Source organism: Blastococcus sp. SYSU DS0617, from assembly GCF_054051075.1.
The window spans coordinates 64,151-87,191 of the sequence record NZ_JBJHAO010000007.1 but is presented as its reverse complement, the minus strand read 5'-3'; the positions used below and the strand labels follow the sequence as shown (position 1 = coordinate 87,191).

At 75.3% G+C, this 23,041-nt stretch carries 25 protein-coding genes and 1 pseudogene; 22 read left to right on the top strand and 4 right to left on the bottom strand.

Annotation, left to right across the window (positions count from 1 at the left end; translation table 11 throughout):
- The 8 genes from ACI793_RS10035 (at position 1) to ACI793_RS10000 (ending at position 6,898) form a co-directional block, all read left to right on the top strand.
- A complete protein-coding gene (locus ACI793_RS10035) occupies positions 1–483 on the top strand; it encodes a hypothetical protein (RefSeq protein ID WP_456606227.1) in 483 nt (160 codons plus the stop codon).
- On the top strand, positions 480–1,850 hold the full coding sequence (gene hemL / locus ACI793_RS10030) for a glutamate-1-semialdehyde 2,1-aminomutase (protein WP_456606226.1): 1,371 nt from the start codon (positions 480–482) through the stop codon (positions 1,848–1,850). Before ACI793_RS10035 ends, hemL begins: the two co-directional genes overlap by 4 nt.
- Positions 1,847–2,482 (top strand): histidine phosphatase family protein, encoded by a 636-nt coding sequence (locus ACI793_RS10025; protein WP_456606225.1) that lies wholly within the window; start codon positions 1,847–1,849, stop codon positions 2,480–2,482. Before hemL ends, ACI793_RS10025 begins: the two co-directional genes overlap by 4 nt.
- On the top strand, positions 2,479–3,054 hold the full coding sequence (locus ACI793_RS10020; RefSeq protein WP_456606224.1) for a TlpA family protein disulfide reductase: 576 nt from the start codon (positions 2,479–2,481) through the stop codon (positions 3,052–3,054). Before ACI793_RS10025 ends, ACI793_RS10020 begins: the two co-directional genes overlap by 4 nt.
- 5 nt (positions 3,055–3,059) lie before the next feature.
- On the top strand, positions 3,060–3,878 hold the full coding sequence (locus ACI793_RS10015) for a cytochrome c biogenesis CcdA family protein (RefSeq protein WP_456606223.1): 819 nt from the start codon (positions 3,060–3,062) through the stop codon (positions 3,876–3,878).
- A 16-nt stretch (positions 3,879–3,894) separates the two neighbouring features.
- Positions 3,895–5,499: a cytochrome c biogenesis protein ResB gene (gene resB, locus ACI793_RS10010; protein ID WP_456606222.1), complete on the top strand. Its 1,605-nt coding sequence runs from the start codon at positions 3,895–3,897 to the stop codon at positions 5,497–5,499.
- Positions 5,489–6,460 (top strand): c-type cytochrome biogenesis protein CcsB, encoded by a 972-nt coding sequence (gene ccsB / locus ACI793_RS10005; RefSeq protein ID WP_456606221.1) that lies wholly within the window; start codon positions 5,489–5,491, stop codon positions 6,458–6,460. Before resB ends, ccsB begins: the two co-directional genes overlap by 11 nt.
- A gap of 126 nt (positions 6,461–6,586) precedes the next feature.
- Positions 6,587–6,898 (top strand): hypothetical protein, encoded by a 312-nt coding sequence (locus ACI793_RS10000; protein WP_456606220.1) that lies wholly within the window; start codon positions 6,587–6,589, stop codon positions 6,896–6,898.
- Position 6,899: 1 nt separating this feature from the next.
- Here the strand turns inward: ACI793_RS10000 and ACI793_RS09995 are convergent, their stop codons facing one another.
- Entirely contained in the window at positions 6,900–7,121 is a 222-nt protein-coding gene (locus ACI793_RS09995; RefSeq protein ID WP_456606219.1) for a hypothetical protein, read from the bottom strand.
- Between the two features lie 41 nt (positions 7,122–7,162).
- Between ACI793_RS09995 and ACI793_RS09990 the strand changes: the two genes are divergently transcribed.
- Together ACI793_RS09990 and ACI793_RS09985 are read left to right on the top strand one after the other, a co-directional pair.
- Positions 7,163–7,669, top strand: a complete 507-nt coding sequence (locus ACI793_RS09990) for an Lrp/AsnC family transcriptional regulator (RefSeq protein ID WP_456606337.1) — start codon at positions 7,163–7,165, stop codon at positions 7,667–7,669.
- A 59-nt stretch (positions 7,670–7,728) separates the two neighbouring features.
- Positions 7,729–8,061 carry a DUF4229 domain-containing protein gene (locus tag ACI793_RS09985; protein WP_456606218.1) on the top strand — a complete coding sequence of 111 codons (333 nt, stop codon included), beginning with the start codon at positions 7,729–7,731 and terminating at the stop codon, positions 8,059–8,061.
- Between the two features lie 3 nt (positions 8,062–8,064).
- Here ACI793_RS09985 and ACI793_RS09980 read toward each other — a convergent pair whose 3' ends face one another.
- Together ACI793_RS09980 and menE are read right to left on the bottom strand one after the other, a co-directional pair.
- Positions 8,065–8,937 (bottom strand): 1,4-dihydroxy-2-naphthoate polyprenyltransferase, encoded by an 873-nt coding sequence (locus tag ACI793_RS09980; protein WP_456606217.1) that lies wholly within the window; start codon positions 8,935–8,937, stop codon positions 8,065–8,067.
- Complete coding sequence (menE, locus tag ACI793_RS09975) at positions 8,938–10,083, bottom strand: o-succinylbenzoate--CoA ligase (RefSeq protein ID WP_456606216.1); 1,146 nt, start codon at positions 10,081–10,083, stop codon at positions 8,938–8,940.
- A gap of 41 nt (positions 10,084–10,124) precedes the next feature.
- Here menE and ACI793_RS09970 point away from each other — a divergent pair, with 41 nt between their 5' ends.
- The 4 genes and pseudogenes from ACI793_RS09970 (at position 10,125) to ACI793_RS09955 (ending at position 14,516) form a co-directional block, all read left to right on the top strand.
- Positions 10,125–11,090, top strand: coding sequence for an o-succinylbenzoate synthase (locus ACI793_RS09970; protein WP_456606215.1), 966 nt, complete (start codon positions 10,125–10,127; stop codon positions 11,088–11,090).
- Complete coding sequence (gene menD / locus ACI793_RS09965; protein WP_456606214.1) at positions 11,087–12,766, top strand: 2-succinyl-5-enolpyruvyl-6-hydroxy-3-cyclohexene-1-carboxylic-acid synthase; 1,680 nt, start codon at positions 11,087–11,089, stop codon at positions 12,764–12,766. Before ACI793_RS09970 ends, menD begins: the two co-directional genes overlap by 4 nt.
- Positions 12,767–12,869: 103 nt before the next feature.
- Positions 12,870–12,944 (top strand): annotated as a pseudogene (locus tag ACI793_RS09960) (zinc-ribbon domain-containing protein); the annotation flags it as partial.
- A 129-nt stretch (positions 12,945–13,073) separates the two neighbouring features.
- Positions 13,074–14,516: a streptophobe family protein gene (locus ACI793_RS09955; protein WP_456606336.1), complete on the top strand. Its 1,443-nt coding sequence runs from the start codon at positions 13,074–13,076 to the stop codon at positions 14,514–14,516.
- A 17-nt stretch (positions 14,517–14,533) separates the two neighbouring features.
- On the opposite strand, the gene ACI793_RS09950 is transcribed toward ACI793_RS09955, so the two are convergent.
- Positions 14,534–15,784, bottom strand: a complete 1,251-nt coding sequence (locus ACI793_RS09950; protein WP_456606213.1) for an isochorismate synthase — start codon at positions 15,782–15,784, stop codon at positions 14,534–14,536.
- 35 nt (positions 15,785–15,819) lie between these two features.
- Between ACI793_RS09950 and ACI793_RS09945 the strand changes: the two genes are divergently transcribed.
- The 8 genes from ACI793_RS09945 (at position 15,820) to nuoE (ending at position 23,041) form a co-directional block, all read left to right on the top strand.
- Positions 15,820–16,542 (top strand): demethylmenaquinone methyltransferase, encoded by a 723-nt coding sequence (locus tag ACI793_RS09945; RefSeq protein WP_456606212.1) that lies wholly within the window; start codon positions 15,820–15,822, stop codon positions 16,540–16,542.
- A 183-nt stretch (positions 16,543–16,725) separates the two neighbouring features.
- Positions 16,726–17,385 (top strand): phosphoribosyltransferase, encoded by a 660-nt coding sequence (locus tag ACI793_RS09940; protein ID WP_456606211.1) that lies wholly within the window; start codon positions 16,726–16,728, stop codon positions 17,383–17,385.
- Between the two features lie 112 nt (positions 17,386–17,497).
- Positions 17,498–18,760, top strand: coding sequence for a geranylgeranyl reductase family protein (locus tag ACI793_RS09935; RefSeq protein ID WP_456606210.1), 1,263 nt, complete (start codon positions 17,498–17,500; stop codon positions 18,758–18,760).
- A gap of 96 nt (positions 18,761–18,856) precedes the next feature.
- A complete protein-coding gene (locus tag ACI793_RS09930) occupies positions 18,857–19,219 on the top strand; it encodes an NADH-quinone oxidoreductase subunit A (protein ID WP_456606335.1) in 363 nt (120 codons plus the stop codon).
- A gap of 13 nt (positions 19,220–19,232) precedes the next feature.
- Positions 19,233–19,943, top strand: a complete 711-nt coding sequence (locus tag ACI793_RS09925) for a NuoB/complex I 20 kDa subunit family protein (RefSeq protein WP_456606209.1) — start codon at positions 19,233–19,235, stop codon at positions 19,941–19,943.
- Complete coding sequence (locus ACI793_RS09920) at positions 19,940–20,689, top strand: NADH-quinone oxidoreductase subunit C (RefSeq protein WP_456606208.1); 750 nt, start codon at positions 19,940–19,942, stop codon at positions 20,687–20,689. Before ACI793_RS09925 ends, ACI793_RS09920 begins: the two co-directional genes overlap by 4 nt.
- A gap of 13 nt (positions 20,690–20,702) precedes the next feature.
- The gene (locus ACI793_RS09915) at positions 20,703–22,022 is read left to right on the top strand and encodes an NADH-quinone oxidoreductase subunit D (RefSeq protein WP_456606207.1); all 1,320 of its coding nucleotides are present in this window, start codon (positions 20,703–20,705) and stop codon (positions 22,020–22,022) included.
- Positions 22,019–23,041, top strand: a complete 1,023-nt coding sequence (gene nuoE / locus ACI793_RS09910; RefSeq protein ID WP_456606206.1) for an NADH-quinone oxidoreductase subunit NuoE — start codon at positions 22,019–22,021, stop codon at positions 23,039–23,041. The genes ACI793_RS09915 and nuoE overlap by 4 nt, the downstream gene beginning before the upstream one ends.

Sequence of the window (23,041 nt, the reverse complement as noted above, 5' to 3'; positions counted from 1 at the left end):
ATGAGCTCGTACGTCGAGCCCGGGGGCTCCTGGCGGCCGTTCTGGACGGTGGCCGGGGCCCTCGGCCTCCTCGTCCTGCTGGACCTGGTGCTGCCGGGGCCGGACGTCCCCCCGTGGCTGTGGGCGCTCTCGATCGTCGCCGTCCTGGGCGCGGTCGGGATCGGCTGCCTGTCGGCCCGCCGGATCTGGACGGTCCGGGTGGACGCCGACGGCCTCGCGGTCGGCCCGGACGTCGTCCCGCTGGACGACGTCGACACCGCGCACCTGGCCACCGTCGAGGGCGGGGTGGACGCCGGCGCGCCGCTGCTCGGCGGCGGCTGGACGCTGCCGCCCGGACGGTCCGGACTGCCGCTGCGGCTGCGCGCGGGGCGCACCGTCCTGGTGCCCACCCGCGACCCCGCGGCCCTCCGCGCGGCCCTGCTCGCCGCTGTGTCCGACGCCTCCGACGGGCGCCCAGGAAGAGAAGGGACACTGGGGACGTGACCTCGCCGGACAGCTCACCCTTCCCCTACGAGGCCCCCGTCTCCGCGGAGCTCTTCGCCCGCGGCCGCGGCGTCACCCCGGGTGGGGTGAACTCACCCGTCCGCGCCTTCCAGGCCGTCGGGGGGACCCCGCGGTTCATGGTCGAGGGCTCCGGCCCGTGGATCACGGACGCCGACGGACGGCGCTACGTCGACCTGGTCAGCTCGTGGGGCCCGCTGCTGCTGGGGCACGCGCACCCCGCCGTCGTCGAGGCCGTCACCGCGGCCGCCCGGCGCGGACTGACCTTCGGGGCGCCCACCGAGGGCGAGCTGGACCTCGCCGAGGAGATCCGCGACCGGATGCCGCCGGTGCAGCGGGTGCGGCTGGTCAACTCCGGCACCGAGGCGGTGCTGTCGGCGGTGCGGCTGGCCCGTGGCGTCACCGGTCGCCCGCTGATCGTGAAGTTCGCCGGCAACTACCACGGCCACGTCGACGCGCTCCTGGCGTCCGCCGGCTCCGGCGTCGCCACCCTCGGGCTGCCCGACACCCCGGGCGTCACCACGGGTGCGGCCGCGGACACCGTGGTGCTGCCCTACAACGACGTCGCCGCCGTCGAGGCCGTCTTCGCCGAGCGCGGCCCGCAGATCGCGGCGGTCATCAGCGAGGCGGCGGCCGGCAACATGGGCGTCGTCCCCCCGGAGCCCGGCTTCAACGCCGCGCTGCGCCGGATCACCGCCGCGCACGGCGCGCTGCTGGTCCTCGACGAGGTCATGACCGGCTTCCGGGTCTCGCGGTCGGGTTGGTACGGCCTGGACCCGGTCGACGCCGACCTGCTCACCTTCGGCAAGGTGATGGGCGGCGGGCTGCCCGCGGCGGCGTTCGGCGGCCGCGCCGACCTCATGGAGCACCTGGCCCCGGCCGGGCCGGTCTACCAGGCGGGCACGCTCTCGGGGAACCCGGTGGCCGTGGCCGCCGGGCTCACCACGCTGCGGCACTGCACCGACGAGGTGTACGCGCACTGCGACGAGGTCGCCGCCGTGCTCCGCGGGGCGGCCAGCGCCGCGCTGTTCTCCGCCGGGGTGCCGCACCGGGTGCAGCAGGCCGGCAACATGTTCTCGGTCTTCTTCGTGCCCGACGAGCGGCAGGTGCGGAACTACGACGACGCCCGCACCCAGGACGCGTTCCGCTACACCGCCTTCTTCCACGCGATGCTGGCCCGCGGCGTCTACCTGCCGCCGTCGGCGTTCGAGTCGTGGTTCGTCAACGCGCAGCTCTCCGGTGAGGCGCTGGACCGCGTGCTCGAGGCGCTGCCGGCCGCCGCACGCGCCGCGGCCGAGGCGGACGGGACGGAGCCGGCCGGGCCCGTCGCGAGCGAGCGGTCCACATGAGCGAGCGGACGACGGTCCACCTGCTCCGGCACGGTGAGGTGCACAACCCGGGCAAGGTCCTCTACGGGCGACTTCCGGGCTTCCGGCTGTCCACCACCGGCGAGGCGATGGCGGTCGCCGCGGCGGAGTGGTTCGCCGGGCACGACGTCACCCACCTGGTCTCCAGCCCGCTGGAGCGGGCGCAGCAGACCGCCCGCCCGCTGGCGGAGGCCGCCGGCCTGGCGATCAGCACCGACGACCGGCTGATCGAGGCGGGCAACGCGTTCGAGGGGATGGTCGTCGGCGGAGCGGGCGGCGTCTTCCGCGCGCCCCGCAACTGGTGGAAGCTGCGCAACCCCTTCCAGCCCTCGTGGGGCGAGCCCTACGTCGAGATCGCCGCCCGCATGCTCGGCGCGGTGGAGGCAGCCCGGGACGCCGCCCGCGGGCACGAGGCCGTCCTGGTCAGCCACCAGCTGCCCATCTGGACGATCCGGCTGCACCTCGAGGGCCGCCGCTACCTGCACGACCCGCGCCGCCGCGAGTGCGCGCTGGCCAGCGTCACGTCGGTGACCTACGACGGCGACCGGTTCGCCGGGCTGACCTACGCGGAGCCGGCGGGCGCCACCCCGTCCGACGCGGTGCCGGGCGCATGAGGAAACTGCTGCTCACCCTGTTCGCGGGCGCGCTGGTGCTGACCGGCTGCGCCACCGGCGAGGGTGCGGTGTCGGTGAACAACGGCGGCGAGTTCCGGTTCGTCGAGGGCACCCCGAGTGGCGAGGTGATCCCGCCGGGCGAGCGGGCGACCGCCCCCGAGTTCGCCGGCACGCTGCTCGACGGCGAGGAGTTCTCCTCCACGGAGCTGGCCGGCGACGTCGCCGTCCTCAACTTCTGGGGGTCCTGGTGCGCTCCCTGCCGGGTGGAGTCGCCGGAGTTCCAGGAGGTCTACGCCGAGGTCCGCGACGACGGCGTGCAGTTCCTCGGGATCAACGTCAAGGACACCGACCAGCTCGCCCGGGCGTTCGAGGACAACTTCGGCATCGAGTTCCCCTCGCTGGACGACCCGCGCGGCGAGGTGGCGCTGGCGTTCCGGGACTACCCGGCCAGCGCCATCCCCTCCACCATCGTGCTGGACCGGGAGTCCCGGGTGGCGGCCGTGTACACCGGCGCGGTCCGGCAGGACGACCTGAGGGTCGTGCTGGACCAGTTGCTGACCGAGGAGGGCTGAGCGACGTGGGGGAGACCTTCGCCGACCTGGTCAGCGACGGGCCGCTGCTGGTCGCCGCCGCGGTCGCGGCGCTGGTCGGGCTGATCAGCTTCGCCTCGCCCTGCGTGCTGCCCCTGGTGCCCGGCTACCTGTCCTACGTCACCGGGCTGGTCGGCTCCGGCGCGGGGACGACGGCGGCCGCCCCCGTCCAGGGAGGCGGTGGGACGGCGACCGCGGTGCGCGCCGACGAGCGCGCCCCCCGCGGGCGCATGGTGCTCGGCGCGGTGCTCTTCGTCCTCGGCTTCAGCGCGGTGTTCATCGTCTTCGCGACGGCGTTCGGCGGCCTGGGCCGGCTGGCGCTCCAGCACGCGCGGACCCTCGACATCGTCTTCGGGCTGGTCACCGTGGTCGTCGGACTGGCGTTCCTCGGCTGGCTGCCCCTGCTGCAGCGCACCAAGAAGCTCTCGGTGCGGCCCGCGGCCGGGCTGGCCGGCGCACCGCTGCTGGGCGTCGTCTTCGGGCTCGGGTGGACGCCGTGCCTGGGCCCCACCCTCGGCGCGGTGTACTCCCTCGCGGTCAGCGAGGCCTCCGCCGGGCGGGGGGCGCTGCTGGGCGCCGCCTACTGCCTCGGGCTGGGCGTCCCGTTCGTCCTGGTGGCGCTCGGCGCCCGCTGGGCCGTGGGCGCGACCGACTTCCTGCGCCGCCACGCCGCCTCGGTCACCCGGATCGGCGGGGTGGTCCTGGTGCTCATCGGGCTGCTGCTGCTGACCGGTGCCTGGGCGGAGATGATGCGCTGGCTGCAGGGCTGGCTGGCGGCCAGCGGACTCGCGGACACCTCGCTGTGAACCCTGGAGCCCGATCATGAGCACCATCGCCCCGCCGCGGGAGGCCGCCGCGCCGCCGCCCCCGGCCCGCCCGTCGCTCGGCCGCCGGATCACCGGCCGGCTGCTGGCCTGGTGGCGCCGGCTCACCGCGATGCGCACCGCCATCGTGCTGCTGTTCCTGCTCGCGCTGGCCGCCGTCCCCGGCTCGCTGCTCCCGCAGCGCTCGCTGTCGCAGACCAACGTCCGGCGCTACTTCGCCGATCACCCCGACCTCGCGCCGGTGCTCGACCGGCTCTACCTGTTCGACGTCTTCAGCTCGCCGTGGTTCGCCGCGGTGTACCTGCTGCTGTTCATCTCGCTCATCGGCTGCGTGCTGCCACGCGCTGTGGAGCACGCCCGCGCCCTGCGCTCCGCTCCACCGCCGGCGCCGCGGAACCTGATGCGGCTGCCGGACTCCGGCGAGGTGGCCACGCCGCTGGCCCCCGCCGCCGCGCTGGACGTCGTGGAGGAGGAGCTCCGGGTCCGGCGGTTCCGCGTCGTCCGCCGCGAGGGGGAGGTCTCGGCCGAGAAGGGCTACCTCAAGGAGACCGGGAACCTGCTGTTCCACCTCTCGCTGATCGCCCTCCTGCTGGGGCTGGCCGGCGGCAAGCTGTGGGGCTACGAGGGCAGCATCCTGGTGACGGAGGGGGACGGCTTCTGCAACTCCTTCCAGCAGTACGACACCTACTCGGCCGGCGCGCTGATCGACAGCGGCGACCTCTCGCCCACCTGCGTGACCCTCGAGGACTTCCAGGCGGAGTACGAGCCCGACCTCACCGCGTCGTCGTTCACCGCCGACATCCGCTACGGCGGACCGGGTGAAGAGGGCGAGCCGACGACGATCGGGGTCAACGACCCGCTGCGCACCGACGGCGACCGGCTGTACGTCACCGGCCACGGCTTCAGCCCCACGTTCAGCGTGACGCTGCCCGACGGCACGGCGTTCACCGACATCTCGGTGCCGTTCCTGCCGTCGGACCCGTCGACGATGGCCAGCGAGGGCGCGCTCAAGCTGCCCGACGTCGGTGGTGACAGCCGCTCGCAGCTGGCGCTGGAGGGCTTCTTCGCCCCCACCGGTCTGGTGCAGGGCGGGATCCTCACCTCGATCGACCCGCGCCCGCTGGACCCGAAGGTCGCGGTCGTCGCCTACCAGGGCTACCTCGGGCTGGACTCCGGCATCCCGCAGTCGGTCTACTCGCTGGACGCCAGCCAGATCGAGCGGGGCCGGCTGGTCGAGGCGGGGGCGGCCAACCTGTCCGTCGGTGACTCGCTGACCCTCGAGGACGGCACGGTCGTCACCTTCAGCGGCGTCCAGGAGTTCGCCGCGCTCCAGTACTCGCACGACCCGGGCCAGGTCTGGGTGCTGGTGTCGGCCATCGCGCTGCTGACCGGACTGCTCGGCCTGCTCCTCCTGCGCCGGGAACGGGTCTTCGCCCGGTCCGGACCCGCCCCCGACGGCGGCGGTACCGTGCTGGCGCTGGCCTCGCTCACGCGGGGCAGCGGCGAGAGCGCCCCCCGGTTCGCCGCCCTCACCGACGACCTGAGGGCCGCGCTCGCCGCCCGCACCGCACCGCAAACGGAGGCCTCCCCGCGTGACTCCTGACCAGTCGCTCCTCGACCTGTCGGACACCCTCTTCTCGACCACCGTCGCGCTGTACTCGGTCGCGCTCGTGGCCTTCTGCGCCCAGCTCGCGTTCGGGCGTCGTCCGGCGGCGGATCGGCAGCTGGTGGCCGCGGGCGGACCGGCCCCGGACGCTCCGGGATCCCCTGCCGACGACGCCGCGGACCGTGCCGCGCAGCGCCGGTCGCAGCGCTGGGGTGCGATCGCCATCGGCCTCACGGTCCTCGGGGCGCTCGCCCACGCCGGTGTGCTGGTGAGCCGCGGGCTGGCGCTGGACCGGCTGCCCTGGGGCAACATGTACGAGTTCGCCACCGCCGTCGTGCTCGTGGCGATCGTCGCCTACGTCGTGCTGGCGGTGCGCTCGCCTGCCCTGCGGCACATCGGGGTGTTCGTGCTCGCGCCGGTCGTCCTGGGCATGGTGGCCATCGGGCTGTTCCTCTACGTCGAGGGCGGCCCGCTCATCGCGGCGCTGCGGTCGGCCTGGCTGGCCATCCACGTCAGCACCGCCATCATCGGCTTCGGCATCTTCCTGGTCAGCGGAATCGCCAGCGTCCTGTACCTCGTCCGCTCCAAGGACGAGCAGAAGCCGGCCGAGGAGCGGGGCGCCGGCTTCGTCGCCCGGTTGCCGGAGTCCGCGGTGCTCGACCGCCTGGCTCACCGCACCGCGGTGTTCGGCTTCCCGATCTGGACCTTCGCGGTCATCGCCGGGGCCATCTGGGCGGAGAGCGCCTGGGGCCGGTTCTGGGGCTGGGACCCGAAGGAGACCTGGTCGTTCATCGCGTGGGTCGTCTACGCCGCGTACCTGCACGCCCGCACGACCGCCGGCTGGCGGGGGCGGCCCGCGGCGTGGGTGAACGTCGTCGGCCTGGTCGTCATGATCTTCAACCTGACCTTCGTCAACCTCGTCTCCAGCGGCCTGCACAGCTACGCCGGCGTCGAGTAGGCCCGGCGCCGGCGCTCACGGGCAGTGACCGGCTGCCCGGAGGATGCGGCGGGTCGCTGACGGATGCCGGGCGCGCGTGTTTCCATGCAGCCATGACGTCAGGCCCGCAGTCCGGTGGAGGTCACCGTGGGTAAGCACTCCGCGGTGAACGAGTCGACGACGCACCCGCTGGTGGCGGACGCGCTGGCGCGCCGCCCGGTGTCTCCGGCCGCGGCGCACGCCGACGACGCGGATGCGCGGAGCGGCAGCACCGGCTGGCCCGAGCCGGCCCCTTCCGGGGGTGGGGCGGTCGGCTGGCCGGACGACACCCGTCCGGAGGACGGTCAGGCGGCGCCGGGCGGGACGACCCACCGGGAGGCTGCCGACGTCGTCGCGCCGGCCGTCACCGAGCCGCGCCGGGGCTGGTGGCGGCTGTTCGGGGCGAGACCGGCTGCCTGAGTCAGGTGGGGGAGCCGTCGTCCCGGCGGGCGCGGCGCTCGAGCTCGCGCAGGAACTCCGGATCGTCGTCGGGCGCCACCGGGCGCGTGGGGCCCTGCGGTCGGGGACCCCGGGGCGGCCGGGGCCCGCGCAGGCCACCACCGGGCCCGCCCGGACTGGCAGCAGCCTTTATGACCAGCGCGATCACCACGATCGCCACCACGAGCACCACCAGGAAGATCATGGTCCCACCCCCTCGTCAGAACCCAGCGTACGACCGCGGCGATACTCGGTGCCGACCATGAACGGGCGGACGGCCGGAACACCGGCCGCCACGAGGACGGAGACCACGCCATCGACGCCGTCGACCGGCACCTGATCGAGCTGCTCCGGGCCAACGGCCGTGCCAGCTATGCCGAGCTCGCCCGGCAGGTGGGCCTCTCCTCGCCCGCGGTGCACGAACGGGTGGGCAAGCTGGAGGCGGCCGGTGTGATCACCGGCTACCGGGCGGTCATCGAGCCCGCGTCGGTCGGGCTGGACGTCACCGCGCTCATCGGCGTGATCGAGAGCGACTCGGTCGACGACACCGGGCTGGAGACCGCCATGCGGGAGGTGCCGGGCATCGAGGACTGCTGGCGGGTGGCCGGCAGCGAGGGCTACGTGCTCAAGGTGCGTGTGGCCGACATCCCGGCACTCGAGGCCACCGTCAACGCGTTGAACCGGATCAGGGGCGTGGCGCGCACCCGCACCACCGTCGTCCTCTCCACCAAGTGGGAGGGGCGGCATGGGTGAGCGGCGACCGGTTCCACACGGGTCCGGGAAGCTTTCGATGACCACGTGGGAGGGCCGGCATGGCTGAGAACGAGACCGCGGGGGCCTCGGCGGCCCCCGCCGGGCCGGCGGGCGGCCCGGCGACGCCGCCCAAGGTGCTGCCCTGGCTGCTCATGCACACCATCGGCCGGCTGGGCATCTTCGCCCTGCTGACCCTGGTGCTCTGGTGGGCCGGGCTGGACTTCTTCTCCGGGATGCTGTTCGGGCTGCTGCTGTCGATGCCGATCGCCTACCTGGCGCTGCGACCCTCGCGGGAGCGGCTCAGCGAGGCGCTCGTCGCGCGCAGCATGGCCCGCCGCGCCGAGAAGCAGCAGCTCCGCGACCGGCTCAGCGGCGAGCAGCCGTCGTCCTGACGCTCAGCCGCTGAGCGCGAGGCCGGCGCCCAGGAGCACCCCGGTCGCCAGTGTGAGCCGGCCGGTGCCGGCCAACGCGGCGATCAGCGCGGGACCGCGGCCGCCGCCCAGCACGGTGCGCAGCGGCGGGATGCCCAGCGGCACCGCGAGCAGGGCGAGCAGCGCCCAGGGGCGGACGATCCCCACGGCGAGGACGACGAGCAGCGCGACGACGAACAGGGCCGCGAAGGCGTACCGGGTGCCGCGCTCGCCCAGCAGCACCGCCAGGGTGCGCTTGCCGACCAGGGCGTCGCCGTCGATGTCCCGCAGGTTGTTGACGACCAGGATCGCCACGATGAGCAGCCCGATCGGCACCGAGACCGCGAAGGCCAGCCCGGGCAGCGTGCCCGTCTGCACGTAGGTGGTGCCCACGACGGCGACCAGGCCGAAGAAGACGAAGACGAAGAGCTCGCCCAGTGCCCGGTAGCCGTAGGGGATCGGCCCGCCGGTGTAGGTCCAGGCGGCCAGGATGCAGATCGCTCCCACGGCGATCAGCCACCAGCTCGTCAGCGCCGCCAGCACCAGCCCGGCCACCGCGGCCACGGCGAAGGCGAGCAGCGCGGCCAGCAGCACCGCCCGAGGGGACGCCGCCCCCGAGCCGACCAGCCGCATGGGCCCCACCCGGTCGGCGTCGGTGCCGCGGGTGCCGTCGGAGTAGTCGTTGGCGTAGTTGACCGCCACCTGCAGCGCGAGCGCGACCACCAGCGCCAGGAGCGCGGTGGAGGCGCGGAAGCCGTCGAGCGCGGCGGCGGCGCCGGTGCCCACGAGTACCGGCGCCAGCGCGGCCGGGAGGGTGCGGGGCCGGGCGCCGGCCAGCCACTGGGCGGGGGTGGCCACTCAGACCTCCGGGATCAGGGCCGCGACCGCGCGGCGATCGGGCTTGCCGGTGTGCAGGGTCGGGACGGCGGCCAGCAGGTGCAGCTGCCGGGGTGCCGCGGCCGCGCCCAGCCGGTCACCGACCCAGCGGCGCAGCTCGGGCAGGTCGGGAGCGCGGTCACCGGCGGGCACGACGGCCGCGACCACCCGCTGGCCCCACTCCGGGTCGGGCCGCCCGACCACGACGGCGTCGGCGACGCGGGCGTGCTCGCGCAGCACCGCCTCGACCGCGGCCGGTGCCACGTTCACCCCGCCGCTGATGAGCACGTCGTCGAGCCGGCCGAGCACGGTGAGCCGGCCGTCGTCGTCCAGGCTGCCGGCGTCGCGGGTCTGGAACCAGCCGTCCCGGAACGCGGCGGCCGTGGCCGCCGGATCGAGCCGGTAGCCGTGTGCCAGCACGGGGCCGGACAGCTCGACGCCCCCAGCGCCGGGTCCTGCGGGCCCGCCGTCGGTCACCCGGACCCGCACCCCGTCGAGCGGGGCGCCGTCGTAGACGCACCCGCCCGCGGTCTCGGTCATCCCGTAGGTCGTCACCACGCGGATCCCCTGCGCCCGGGCGCGCGCCAGCAGTGCCGGGTCGGTGGCGGCCCCGCCGACCAGAACCGCGTCGAAGCTGCGCAGCGCGTCGGGCTCGGCGTCGAGGAACCGGACCAGCTGGGTGGGCACGAGCGCGGTGTAGCGGCGGTCGCCGGCCGGCAACCGGGCGCTCGCCGCGGCGAGGTCCTCGCCCCTGCCGAGCACCACCGCCTCGCGGCCGGCCACCTCGCTGCGGCAGAGCACCTGCAGACCCGCGATCGCCGAGACCGGCAGGGCCAGCAGCCAGCTGCCCGGGCCACCGAGCCGGTCGAGGGTGGCGTGCGCCGAGGCCCGCACGGCGTCGGCGGAGAGCAGCACCCCGCGGCCCGAGCCGGTGGAGCCGGAGGTCACCACGACGAGGTCCGTGCCGTCCTCGAGGGGCTCGCCGTCGCGGAGCACGGCGCGGGCGGCGTCGACCGCGGCCGGCGGGCCGGCGGGGAGGACGCCCAGGGGCCGGTCGCCGTCGAGAGCGGCGCGCACGTCGGCCTGCGTCAGGTCGGCGGCCGGGACGAGGGTCAGGTGCCGGGCCACGAGGGACCAGCGTACGGCGGGCCCCTTCTAGGCTGTCGGCCATGATCCCGAACCCCGCGCCCGGCGGTGGACCGGCGCTGGAGGCGCGGGTCTACTCGGTGCCGCTGCGCACCCGGTTCCGCGGCATCGACGTCCGCGACGGCGTGCTCCTGCGCGGTCCGGCCGGCTGGGGCGAGTTCTCCCCGTTCTGGGACTACGACGTGGCCGAGAGCCGGCGCTGGTGGGCCGCCGCCGTCGAGGCCGCCACCGAGGGGTGGCCCGCACCCGTGCGCGACGCCGTTCCGGTGAACGTCACCGTGCCCGCGGTCGACGCCGGGCGGGCGCACGCCGTCGTCGCGGCGTCGGGCTGCCGCACCGCCAAGGTGAAGGTGGCCGAGCCCGGGCAGACCGGGTCCGACGACCTCGCGCGGGTGGAGGCGGTCCGCGACGCCCTGGGCCCCGGGGGCGCCGTGCGGATCGACGCCAACGCCGCCTGGGACGTCGACACCGCCGTCGCCCGGATCCGGGCACTGGACGCCGCCGTGGGGCTGGAGTACGTCGAGCAGCCGTGCGCGACGCTCGAGGAGCTCGCCGCGCTGCGCCGCCGGATCGACGTCCGGATCGCCGTCGACGAGGGCGTGCGGCGCTCGGCCGATCCCCTCGCGGTCGACCTGCGCGAGGCCGGCGACGTCGTCGTCCTCAAGGTGCAGCCGCTGGGTGGCGTACGGGCCGCACTGCGGGTGGCCGAGGCGCACGGGCTGCCGTGCGTCGTCTCCTCGGCGCTGGAGAGCTCGGTCGGCATCGCCGCGGGAGTGGCGCTGGCCGCCGCCCTGCCGGAGCTCCCGTTCGCCTGCGGGCTGGCCACGGTGGCGCTGTTCACCGACGACGTGTCCAGCACCTCGCTGCTGCCGGTCGGCGGCGTCCTGCCCGTCGTCCGGCCCGATCCCGACCGCATCGACGCGGTCGCCGCCGACGCCGACGTCACGGCGCGCTGGGGAGCGCGCATGGCCGCGGTGAGCGCCGGGTGAACCCCTCCACCGCCTTCGCCCGCGTGCTGGTCGACGAGCTGCTGCGCGGCGGCGTGACCGATGCCGTCCTGGCGCCCGGCTCCCGGTCGGCGCCGGTCGCGCTGGCCCTGGCCGCGGCCGAGCGCGCGGGTCGGCTGCGGCTGCACGTGCGCATCGACGAGCGGACGGCGTCCTTCCTGGCTCTGGGCCTGGCGAAGGCGTCCGGCCGCCCGGTGCCGGTGCTGACGACGTCGGGGACGGCGGCGGCGCACCTGCACGCCGCGGTGCTCGAGGCCGACGCCGCGGGTGTCCCGCTGCTGGCGCTGACCGCCGACCGGCCGCCGGAGCTGCGGTCCACCGGCGCGAACCAGACCATCGAGCAGGCCGCGCTCTACGGCGGGGCGGTGCGCTGGGCCGCGGACGTCGGCGTGCCCGAGGCCGGGCGGGAGACGGCGCAGAACCGGTACTGGCGCTCGCTGGTGGCCAAGGCGCTGATCACCGCGACGGGGGAGCTGTCGGCGGATGCCGGGCCGGTGCACCTCAACCTCGCGCTGCGGGACCCGCTGATGCCCGACGACGACGGCGAGGCGCTGCACCGCCCGTGGGCCGGCCGGCCGGACGGCGCGCCCTGGACGGCCGCCGCCCCCTCGCCCGGGTTCGCCGCGATGGCCCACCGGCTCCCCCCGCGGACCCTCGTGGTCGTCGGGGACGGGCCCGCGCACGCCGCGCCCGCGCTGGACGGCTCGTTCCCCTGGCCGGTCGTGGGCGAGCCCAGCAGCCCGGCGTGGGGCATCGGTCTGCGCGGTGGCGTGCTCCTGCTCGGCGCCGCCGAGTGGCTGGCCGAGCACCGCCCGGAGCACGTCGTCGTCGTGGGCCGGCCCACCCTGTCGCGGCCGGTCAACGCGCTGCTCGCCGATCCGGCGGTCACGGTCGAGACGGTCAGCGCCGTCCCGCGGTGGGCGGACGCGGTGCGCAGCAGCAGCCGCGTCTCCCGAATCCTGGCGGGACCAGAGGCGGACGATGCGCCCGTCGCGGCGTGGGCGGGCGCCTGGCGGTCGGCCGCCGAGCGGGCCGGATCGGCGGTCGACCATGCGCTGGACGCGTCGCCCTCGCTGACGGCGGCACGGGTGGCCCGCGACGTCGTGGCCGCGCTGCCGGCCGGCGCGCTGCTGGTGCTCGGCTCCTCCACCCCGGTGCGCGACGTCGACCTCTGGGCGCAGCCCCGCGCGGACCTCACCGTGCTGGCCAACCGGGGGGTCGCCGGTATCGACGGCACGATCTCCACGGCCATCGGGGCCGCCACGGTGCACGGCGGCCCGGCGTTCGCCCTGATGGGCGACCTGACGTTCCTCCACGACCTGACCGGTCTGCTGACCGGCGAGGGGGAGCCCCTCCCGGACCTCACCGTCGTGGTGCCGGACAACGACGGGGGCGGCATCTTCGCGCAGCTGGAGCCGGGCGAGGACCGCTACGCCGAGGGCTACCGCCGCGTCTTCGGAACTCCGCACGGCCGGGACCTCGTCGCCGTCGCCGGTGCCCTGGGGTGGAGCGCGTCGGCGGTGACCACGCCCGACGAGCTGCGGGGCGCGCTGGCGCTGGGCGGGCCGCGGATCGTCGTCGTCCGCACCGATCAGCGCGCCGAGGCCCGCCTGGGCCGGGAGCTGCGCGCGGCCGCCGCGGCGGCGCTGGCCACCTGACCCCGCCGCGCCGCCGCTCCCGACGGAGCTGGATCGGCGCGCCCTGCGCCTATCGTGTCGCGCGACGCGGCGACCGCCGGGGAACCCAGGAGGGGGTGCGCACATGACGGGTGGCTTCTGCGGCTCCTGTGGGGCTCCGCTCGGACCCGGCAGCGCCTTCTGCTCCTCCTGCGGCGCGCCGGTGGCCACGCCGTCGCAGGGAAGCGCGCACCACGGGGCACCGGGTGGAGGTCCCTGGGGTTCCGGGCAGCCGGCGCGGGCCGGTGGGCCGGCCGCCGCCTCGGAGCGGACCGCCGTCGACGCCCTCATGTCCGGTGACTGGAGCGGCGCCCTGCGCGCCGCGGGCTTCTCCGTGCTCGCCATGCTCGGCCTGGCGCTGGTCGGTGCCCTGCTCCTCGCCGGCGGCGACCTCGGGGTGCGGGAGGTCCTGGCCCTGACCGCGGGTGCGGTGTGCACCGCGGTGGGCGGCGACGTCTTCGTCGACACCTCCGTCTCGTTCTCCGCCGGCACTCCCCTCGGCGACGACCTCTTCGGTGATGTCGACGGCTCCGCCGGCTTCGGTCTGCTGCCGCTCACCCTCACGCTGGCCGGACTGACGCTGCTGGGCCGGCTGTTCGTCCGCTCGCTCCGGGCTCGCGGGGTGCAGCGGAACATCGACGTCCTCCTCCAGGGCGTGCGCACGGTGCTGGTGTTCACCGCCCTGTTCCTCCCGCTCGCGCTGCTGACCCGCTACCGCGCCGACGGGAACGACGAGCTGCCCGGCTTCTCCGGCCGCGTCGGTGTGTCGATCTGGTCGACGCTCACCGGAGCGCTGCTGTTCGCCGTCGCGACGCTGGGTCTGGTCTGGCTGTTCTCCCGGCAGACCAGCACCGGTCTCCCGCGGCGCCTCGCGGCCCTCCGCGCCCAGGCGATCGCCCCGCTGCTGGGCGCGCTGGCGGTCTTCGGTGCGGGGGTCCTGGGCGTGCTCGCGTTCCTGGTCTACGGCCTCGTCCAGCTCGACGACCGGCTCGCGCAGCTCGGCCTCCTCGTGCTCGGCGGGGGCAACGGGATGCTGGCCAGCGTCCTGTGGTCGGCCGGTGTCCCGCTGGACGCCGACGCGGGCCTCGGCCGCGGCTTCGTCGGTGGGCCGGCCGGCGGCGTGGTCGGCGTCGGCCGGAGCATCGACCTGTTCACCTTCACCGACGTCAGCGGCTGGATCTGGCTGGCCCCGGTGGTCCTGCTGCTCGTCCTGCTGGCGGTGGCGACGGTGCTGACGGTGCGGCAGAACTCCGTCGAGGACGCCCGCCGGGAGGGGTTCCGGTTCGCCGGGGCGCTGGCCGTCCTGGCGTTCGTCGCCGCGCTGCTGCTGCGCATCGCCACCGACGTGGAGGGCGGGCTCGAGTACGTCGGCTCCGCGGGTGCGTCCGCGACGTTCAACCCGGTCGTCGCCGCGCTGGTCCTCGCCGTCTGGGGGCTCGTGGCCGGGTTGCTGGGCCCGGTCATCGCCACCCGGATCCCGGGCGACCTCGTCACCACCCTGCGCGCCCGGTTCGGCGTCGCCGCGCCGCGCCCGGTCGCGCCGGCGGCTCCGGGGTCGGTCGGCCAGGGCTGGCAGCAGTCCGCGCCGCACCACCCCACGCAGCAGTTCACGCAGCAGCCCGAGGCGTACGGGCAGCCGCCGTTCCCGCAGCAGCAGCCCTACGCGCAGCCGCCGCAGGAGCAGCAGCCGCCGTACCCGCAGCAGCAGCCGCCCCCGCCGCCTCCGCAGTAGCTGGTGGGCGCGGGTTCCTAGCCCTCGAGGGCGTTCTGGAAGGCGGCGAACTTCGCCTGGGTCTCGGCCAGCTCCGCGGCCGGCTCGGATCCCGCCACGATGCCGCAACCGGCGAACAGCCGGGCGCCGCCGTCGGGGGTCAGCTCCGCGCAGCGCAGCGCCAGCCCGAACTCGCCGTCGCCCCGGGCGTCCAGCCAGCCGACCGGCCCGGCGTAGCGGCCGCGGTCCATGCCCTCGAGCTCGCCGATCAGCACGGCGGCGTCGGCCGTGGGCGTTCCGCACACCGCCGCGGTCGGGTGCACCGCACCGACCAGCTCCAGCAGGCCCGCCGATCCGCGCTGGGTGCCGGTCACATCGGTGGCCAGGTGCCGCACGTTGGCCAGCGTGAGCAGTTCGGGCTCGGCCGGAGCCGTGAGCCGGCTGCAGTAGGGAGCCAGGGCGTCGACCAGGGAGTCGACGGCCCAGGCATGCTCCGCGCGGTCCTTGGCCGACCCGAGCAGCGCCGCGGCGAGGCGGTCGTCCTCCGCACCCGCACCGCGCGCCGCCGTCCCGGCGAGGACGCGGGAGGACAGCTCCCGTCCCGTGCGGCGCAGCAGGAGCTCGGGGGTGGCCCCCAGCAGCCCGTCCACGGCGAAGGTCCAGCAGTCGGGGAACCGCCCGGCCAGCCGGCGCAGCAGCCGTCGTGGGTCGAGGGCGGGGTCGGCGGAGACGAGCAGATCGCGGGCGAGCACCACCTTGTCCAGCTCGCCGGCGTCGATCCGGGCCACCGCGGTGGCGACGGCGGCGCACCACGTGGCGGGGTCGAGCGCGCCGTCGGCGTAGCGCAGCCGCGGTGCGGGGCCCTCGACCGGCGCGGGGGAGGGGAGCGGGTCGGGCGGCACGCCAGCGCCCACGGTGGTGACCCAGCCGATGCCGTCCCGACGGCCCACGACGACCTCGGGGACGACGAACACCGACGTCCCGGCTGCCGGGTCGAACGCGACGCTGCCGAACAGCACCGCGCCGGTGCCGGGGACGCCGAGGTCGTCGGCGACGTCGAGCCCGGAGGTGTACTCGTCCCACCAGGCCGCGGCGTCGGCGAGGGCGGAGGGGCCGGAGACCTCGAGGCGCGCCGCCTCGCCCCAGCCGACCAGCCCCTCGCCGCGGCGCACCCACGACAGCCCGGCGCGCGCCGGCACCAGGTCGAGCAGGTCACCGGCGTCCTCGGAGCGGACGGTCGTGACGGTGCGCGCACCCGCGGGACGGGAGGTCAGGGCGGGCGCGGGCACGGCTCCAGCCTAGGAGGCCTTGTAGCGTCGTCGCCGTGGCAGACCGGCGAGACACCCCGCACACTGCCGGACTGCGCGCGGATCTGGACAAGCGGCCCGCCGAGGTCGCGGCGATGTTCGACCGGGTCGCGCAGCGCTACGACGTCACCAACACGGTGCTCTCCGGCGGGCTGGACGCCTCCTGGCGCCGGGCCACCCGCCAGGCGTTGGGCGCCCGGCCGGGGCAGACGGTGCTCGACGTCGCGGCCGGGACGGCGGTGTCCACCGTGGAGCTGGCGTCGGGCGGGGTGCGCGCGATCGCCTGCGACTTCTCGCAGGGCATGCTCCGCGCCGGCGCGGCCCGCTCGGTGCCCAAGGTGGCCGGCGACGCCATGGCGCTGCCCCTGGCCGACGAGAGCGTCGACGGCGTCGTCATCTCCTTCGGCCTGCGCAACGTGGCCGATCCCGACGCGGCGCTGCGCGAGTTCCGACGGGTCACCCGGCCCGGGGGCACGCTGGTGGTCTGCGAGTTCTCCCGGCCCACCTGGACGCCGTTCCGGACGGTCTACCTCGAGTACCTCATGCGGGCGCTGCCGCGGATCGCCCGCGCGGTCAGCAGCAACCCCGAGGCCTACGTCTACCTGGCCGAGTCGATCCGGGCCTGGCCCGGCCAGGCGGAGCTGGCCGGGCGGCTGCAGGACGCCGGCTGGGCCGACGTCGCCTGGCAGAACCTGACCGGTGGCGCCGTCGCCCTGCACCGCGGACGCCGCCCCGCCTGACCTTCCCGCGGGGCCGCGAGGGGCATAGCGTCGGTCCATGACGAGCCCGCCGTCCCCGCAGCCGCCGTCGCCGGCCCCCTCTCCCACGGATCCGATCCCGCCGCCGGAGCCCGCTCCCTATCCGGCGCCCGACCCCGGCGACCCGATCGCGCCCCCGCCCACGGGGCCCCAGCCGGTCTAGCGGTGCACACCGCACCCTTCGCCGACCGCCGCGCCGCGGGGAGGGCGCTGGCCGCCCGGCTGGCCGGGACGCTGCCGGGCGACGTCGTCGTGCTCGGCCTGCCGCGCGGCGGTGCGGTCGTCGCCGCCGAGGTGGCCGCGGTGCTGGGCCTGCCGCTCGACGTGCTGCTGGTCCGCAAGCTGGGGCTGCCCGGGCAGCCGGAGCTCGCGATGGGCGCCGTCGCCGCGATCGGGAACACGGTCGAGACGGTCCGGACCGACCGAGTGCTGGCCGCCGCCGCGGTGGACGACGCCACGTTCGCCGGGGTGCGCGACCGCGAGCTGGCCGAGCTCGGGCGCCGTGCCGCCGCCTACCGGGGCGGCCGTGCGCCGGTGGCCGTGACCGGTCGCACCGTCGTCCTCGTCGACGACGGCCTGGCCACCGGCGCGACCGTCCGTGCCGCCCTGCAGGCCCTGGCGCGGCAGGAGCCCGGGCGCACCGTCGTGGCCGTCCCGGTCGCGTCCTCCGGCGCGCTGGACGAGGTCGGCGCCCTCGCCGACGAGGTCGTCTCCCTGCTGGTCCCGCCGTCGTTCCGGGCGGTCGGAGCGGCCTACCGCGACTTCGCGCAGACCTCCGACGACGAGGTCCGCGACCTGCTGCGCACCGCAGCGCCGGAACTGTGACGCATCCCTCCCCAGGGGGGTGCTGTCGTCTTCGTCACACCCCGGCCTAGAGTGGTGACGAGGCGACCTTGTGAATCAATTCACAAGGTCGGGACGAAGGAGTGGAACCGCCGTGCAGGGGACGACCGACCGGAGCGCCGACGTCATCGTCGTCGGCGCCGGACCGGCCGGGGCGTCCGCCGCGTGGCAGCTCCGGCAGGCCGGTCGCGACGTCGCCGTCCTCGAGAAGGCGGACTTCCCCCGGGAGAAGGTGTGCGGGGACGGGCTCACCCCCCGCGGCGTGCAGTCGCTCCTGGACATGGGCGTCGACACGTCCGGCTGGCGCCGGCACAAGGGTCTCCGCGTGCACGGCGGCGGCACGGTGACCGACCTGGACTGGCCGCGCCTGCAGCACTGGCCCGACTTCTCCCTCGTCCTGCGCCGCAGTGACCTCGACGCCCGGCTGGCCGCGCACGCGGAGGCGGCCGGCGCGCGGGTGCACACCGGGATCACCGTCACCGAGCCGCTGCTCGACGACGCCGGGCGGGTCGCCGGCGTGCGCGCCACCGCGGGTCCGGACAGGGAGCCGCAGGTCTGGCGGGCGCCGCTGGTCGTCTCCGCCGAGGGCCTGTCGGGCCGGCTGGCCAAGTCGCTGGGCCTGGTCCGCCGCGAGGACCGACCGCTCGGGGTCGCCGTCCGCCGGTACGTGCGTTCCCGGCGCACCGCCGACGACTACCTCGACATCTCCTTCGACCTGACCCCGGCCGGGCCGTCCCGCGACTCCATGCCCGGCTACGGCTGGATCTTCGGCATGGGCGACGGCACCGCGAACGTCGGGTACGGGCTGCTCGACACGCGGCGGGGGACGGGGTCCGACCACCGGGCCGTGCTGCGCGCCTGGCTGGACACCTTCCCGGCCGAGGACGGTCTCGGCGAGGACGACGCCGTCACGCCGCTGCGGGGGGCCGGCCTGCCCATGGCCCTGAACCGCGGACCGGCGTACACCCGCGGGCTGCTGCTCGCCGGGGACGCCGCCGGCACCGTGAACCCGGTCAACGGCGAGGGCATCAGCTACGCCCTCGAGACCGGCCGGATGGCCGGCGAGGCCGCTGCCGATGCCCTCGCCCGGCCCGGGGGCCCCGCCCGCGAGGCGGTGCTGCGGGGCTACCCGCAGCGGCTGCGGGCGGCCTACGGGCGGCACCACCGGCTGGGCCTGGGCTTCCTGGCGCTGCTCGCGCGCCCGGACGTCGTCCGGTTCGCCACCGCGCACGGGCTGCGGCGACCGGCGCTGGCCGCCGCGGCGCTGCGCCTCATGGGCAACCTCACCGACGGCCGTGACGGGGACGCCGTCGACCGCGCCATCACGGTGCTCACCCGGCTGGCCCCGGCGGTCTGACGTGGACGAGCTCGCGATGCGGTCCCCGGTCGACACGGCGACAACCCGATCCACGGCTACGCGGAACGTGATCGTCCTCACCCTAGGCTGGTGCTGATGCTGTCGACCTACGTCCCGATCGTGGGGCTCTTCGCACTGGCCGCGGCGTTCGCGCTGTTCTCGGTCGCGGCCGCGCCGTACGTCGGTCCCCGCCGCTACAACCGGGCCAAGATCGACGCCTACGAGTGCGGGATCGAGCCGGTGGACCAGCCGCTCACCGGTGGCCGGTTCCCGGTGAAGTACTACCTGACCGCGATGCTGTTCATCGTCTTCGACATCGAGATCGTCTTCCTCTACCCGTGGGCCGTGCACAACGAGGCGCTGGGCGTCTTCGGCCTGGTCGCGATGGTCGTGTTCATCGGCACCGTCTTCATCGCCTTCGCCTACGAGTGGCGACGCGGCGGGCTCGAGTGGGACTGAGGGGAATCTGACCATGGGTCTCGAAGAGAAACTGCCCAGCGGTGTGCTGCTGACCAGCGTGGAGAAGCTGGTCAACTGGACGCGCAAGTCCTCGCTGTGGCCGGCCACGTTCGGCCTGGCGTGCTGCGCGATCGAGATGATGGCCACCGGCGCCGGGCGCTACGACCTGGCCCGGTTCGGCATGGAGGTGTTCCGGGCCTCGCCCCGGCAGGCCGACCTGATGATCGTGGCGGGCCGGGTCAGCCAGAAGATGGCCCCGGTCCTGCGCCAGATCTACGACCAGATGCCCGAGCCCCGCTGGGTGCTGGCCATGGGCGTCTGCGCCAGCTCCGGCGGCATGTTCAACAACTACGCCGTCGTCCAGGGCGTCGACCACATCGTGCCCGTGGACATGTACCTGCCCGGCTGCCCGCCGCGGCCGGAGATGCTCACCGACGCCATCCTCAAGCTGCACCACAAGATCATGAACGAGCCGCTGGGCGACAAGCGCGCTCGCGAGCTCCAGCGCGCACGCCAGGACGGCACCGCGAAGGACCTGCTGGTCGAGATGCCCTCCACCGTGCGCGTGGACAAGGCCGCCCGCCGGGCGTACGAGGCGGCTGCGGCCGAGGGCCGCACCGGGCAGTTCGCGATCGACCAGCGCGGTGGCAACGCGGTGCTGCTGCCGCCCGAGCGCGACGGGGCCGGCGTCGACGGCGGCGCGTGGCGGGGGCTGGGCCGATGAGCAACGACGGCGGCGAGGTCGTGCCGGGCCGCGAGGAGGCCGGCTACGACGACGCGACGGCGCCCTCGGGCGGCTTCCGCAAGGGCGCCTTCGGGGTCAGCGGCAGCGGGGACACCTCCGGCTTCGGCGGGCTGGTGCGCGTCGAGCCCGGCGGCGCGGTCGCGCTGCACTCCACCGAGCGGCCCTACGGCGGCTGGTTCGACGAGGTCACCGACGCGCTGATCGACGCCGTGGGGGAGGCGACCTACGCGGCGGCGGTGCAGCGGGTGCTGGTCGACCGCGGCGAGATCACCTACTTCGTGGCGCGCGAGCACCTCCTGGCACTGGCGCAGGCCCTGCGCGACGACGAGGCGCTGCGCTTCGAGCTGTGCAGCAGCGTGTCCGGCGTCGACTACCTGGACAGCGGCGGTCCCGAGGTGACCCCCGGCCGGCCCCGGCTGCACGTGGTGCTGCACCTGACGTCCATGACCTACCGGCGGCGGATCCGGCTCGAGGTCGCGGTCACCGCGGAGGACCCGCACGTCCCGTCCGTGACCGGCATCTACCCGACGGCGGACTGGCACGAGCGGGAGACCTACGACATGTTCGGCATCGTCTTCGACGACCACCCGTCGCTGACCAGGATCCTCATGCCCGACGACTGGGACGGCTTCCCGCAGCGCAAGGACTACCCGCTCGGCGGCGTCCCGGTGGAGTACCACGGCGCGACGATCCCGCCCCCCGACACACGACGTGCCTACCGGTGAAGGGGACCGACCGATGAGCACGACCTACGACCCGTACGCCGGCTCGCGCGAGACCACCGAGGGCCGCGTCTACACCGTCACCGGTGGGGACTGGGACCTCACCTTCGCCGACCCGCACGGCGAGGACCGCCTCGTCGTCAACATGGGGCCGCAGCACCCCTCGACGCACGGCGTCCTGCGGCTGGTGCTCGACCTGGACGGCGAGACGGTCACCAAGGCCCGGGTGGTCATCGGCTACCTGCACACCGGCATCGAGAAGAACACCGAGTACCGCAACTGGGTGCAGGGCACGACCTTCGTGACGCGGATGGACTACCTGTCCCCGCTGTTCAACGAGGCCGGCTACTGCCTCGCCGTCGAGAAGCTGCTTGGGATCGAGGCGCCGCAGCGGGCGCAGACGATCCGCGTGCTGGTCATGGAGCTCAACCGGATCGCCTCGCACCTGGTCGCCCTGGCCACGTTCGGCATGGAGATGGGCGCGCTGACGGGCATGACCAACGGCTTCCGCGAGCGGGAGATGGTCCTCGACCTGCTCGAGGAGATCACCGGCCTGCGGATGAACCACGCCTACATCCGCCCCGGCGGCCTCGCGCAGGACCTGCCCGAGGGCGCCGTGCAGAGCATCCGCGACTTCCTGGCGGTCTTCCCGAAGCGGGTGGCCGACTTCCACCGGCTGCTCACCGGCCAGCCGATCTGGCAGAACCGGCTCAAGGACTCCGGCTACCTCGACGTCACCGGATGCGTGGCGCTGGGCGTCACGGGGCCCGTCCTGCGGGCGGCCGGCCTGCCGTGGGACCTGCGCAAGGTGGAGCCCTACCTGGGCTACGAGACCTACGACTTCGAGGTGCCCACCGCGGACACCAGCGACGCGTGGGGCCGCTACCTGGTGCGGATGGCCGAGGTCAACGAGTCGCTGAAGATCGTCGCGCAGGCGCTGGACCGGCTGGAGCCGGGACCGGTCATGGTCGACGACAAGAAGATCGCCTGGCCCGCGCAGCTGTCCCTCGGCGCGGACGGCATGGGCAACTCGCTCGACCACGTGCGGCACATCATGGGCCAGTCGATGGAGGCCCTGATCCACCACTTCAAGCTCGTCACCGAGGGCTTCCGGGTGCCGGCCGGCCAGGTGTACGTGCCCGTCGAGTCCCCTCGCGGCGAGCTCGGCTTCCACGTGGTGAGCGACGGCAGCACCCGGCCGTGGCGCGTCCACGTGCGCGACCCCAGCTTCGTGAACCTGCAGGCCACGGCGGCGATGAGCGAGGGCGGCATGATCGCCGACGTCATCGCGGCCATCGCATCGATCGACCCCGTGATGGGGGGAGTGGACCGATGAGTGCTCTTCCAGGCAGCCCGGAGGCCGCAGCGACGACCGGTCTGGACGACAGCCCGGTCCAGCCGGCCCCGCTCGACCTCCCGCCGCTGACCGAGCAGACCCGGCTCGAGGCGCGGGAGATCATCGCCCGCTACCCGCAGCCGCGCTCGGCCCTGCTGCCGATGCTGCACCTGGTGCAGAGCTACCAGGGCTACGTCTCGCCCGAGGGCGTCACGCTGTGCGCGGAGGAGCTCGGCCTGACCAAGGCCGAGGTCGGCGCGGTCGCGACCTTCTACACGATGTACAAGCGCCGTCCCACCGGCCGGCACCTGGTGAGCGTCTGCACCAACACGCTGTGCAGCGTCCTGGGCGGGCAGCGGATCATGGACGCGCTCTCGGCCGACCTCGGTGTGCACCACGACGAGACGGCGGCCGACGGCTCCATCACCCTCGAGCACGCCGAGTGCCTGGCCGCCTGCGACTACGCGCCGGTGGTGACCGTCGACTACGAGTTCTACGACCAGCAGGACGTGGACAGCGCACGCCGGCTGGTGGCCGCCCTGCGCCGCGGTGAGAAGCCGCTGCCCACGCGGGGTGCGCCCCTGACCGACTTCAAAGGCATCTCCCGCCAGCTGGCCGGCTTCTCGCAGTACGACGACGCCACCGCCGCCCGGGCCGCCATCGACGCGCCCGGTGAGTGGGGCCCGACGCTGGCCGGGCTCCGGCTGGCCGCCGAGCGCGGGGAGTCCGCCCCCGAGCTGCCCGGCGGAACGGCACCCGAGCCGCCCGACGCCGGCGAACCGCGGGAGACGGTGCGCCCGTCCGGACGTACCGGCGAGACCCTCGGCGACGAGGCCGCGGACGCGCGCGTCGCCGCTGCCGACAACCCCGCCGAGCGGGCCGGCGCGGCGCAGGCCCACCCCGACAAGGGGGCGGAGTACGGCCGCCGTCGGCCCCCCGGCGGGCTCGACCAGCAAGGCACCGACACACCCGCAGGGACCGAGCCGGGCACGTCCGGCCAGGGTCCCGGGAAGGCCTGA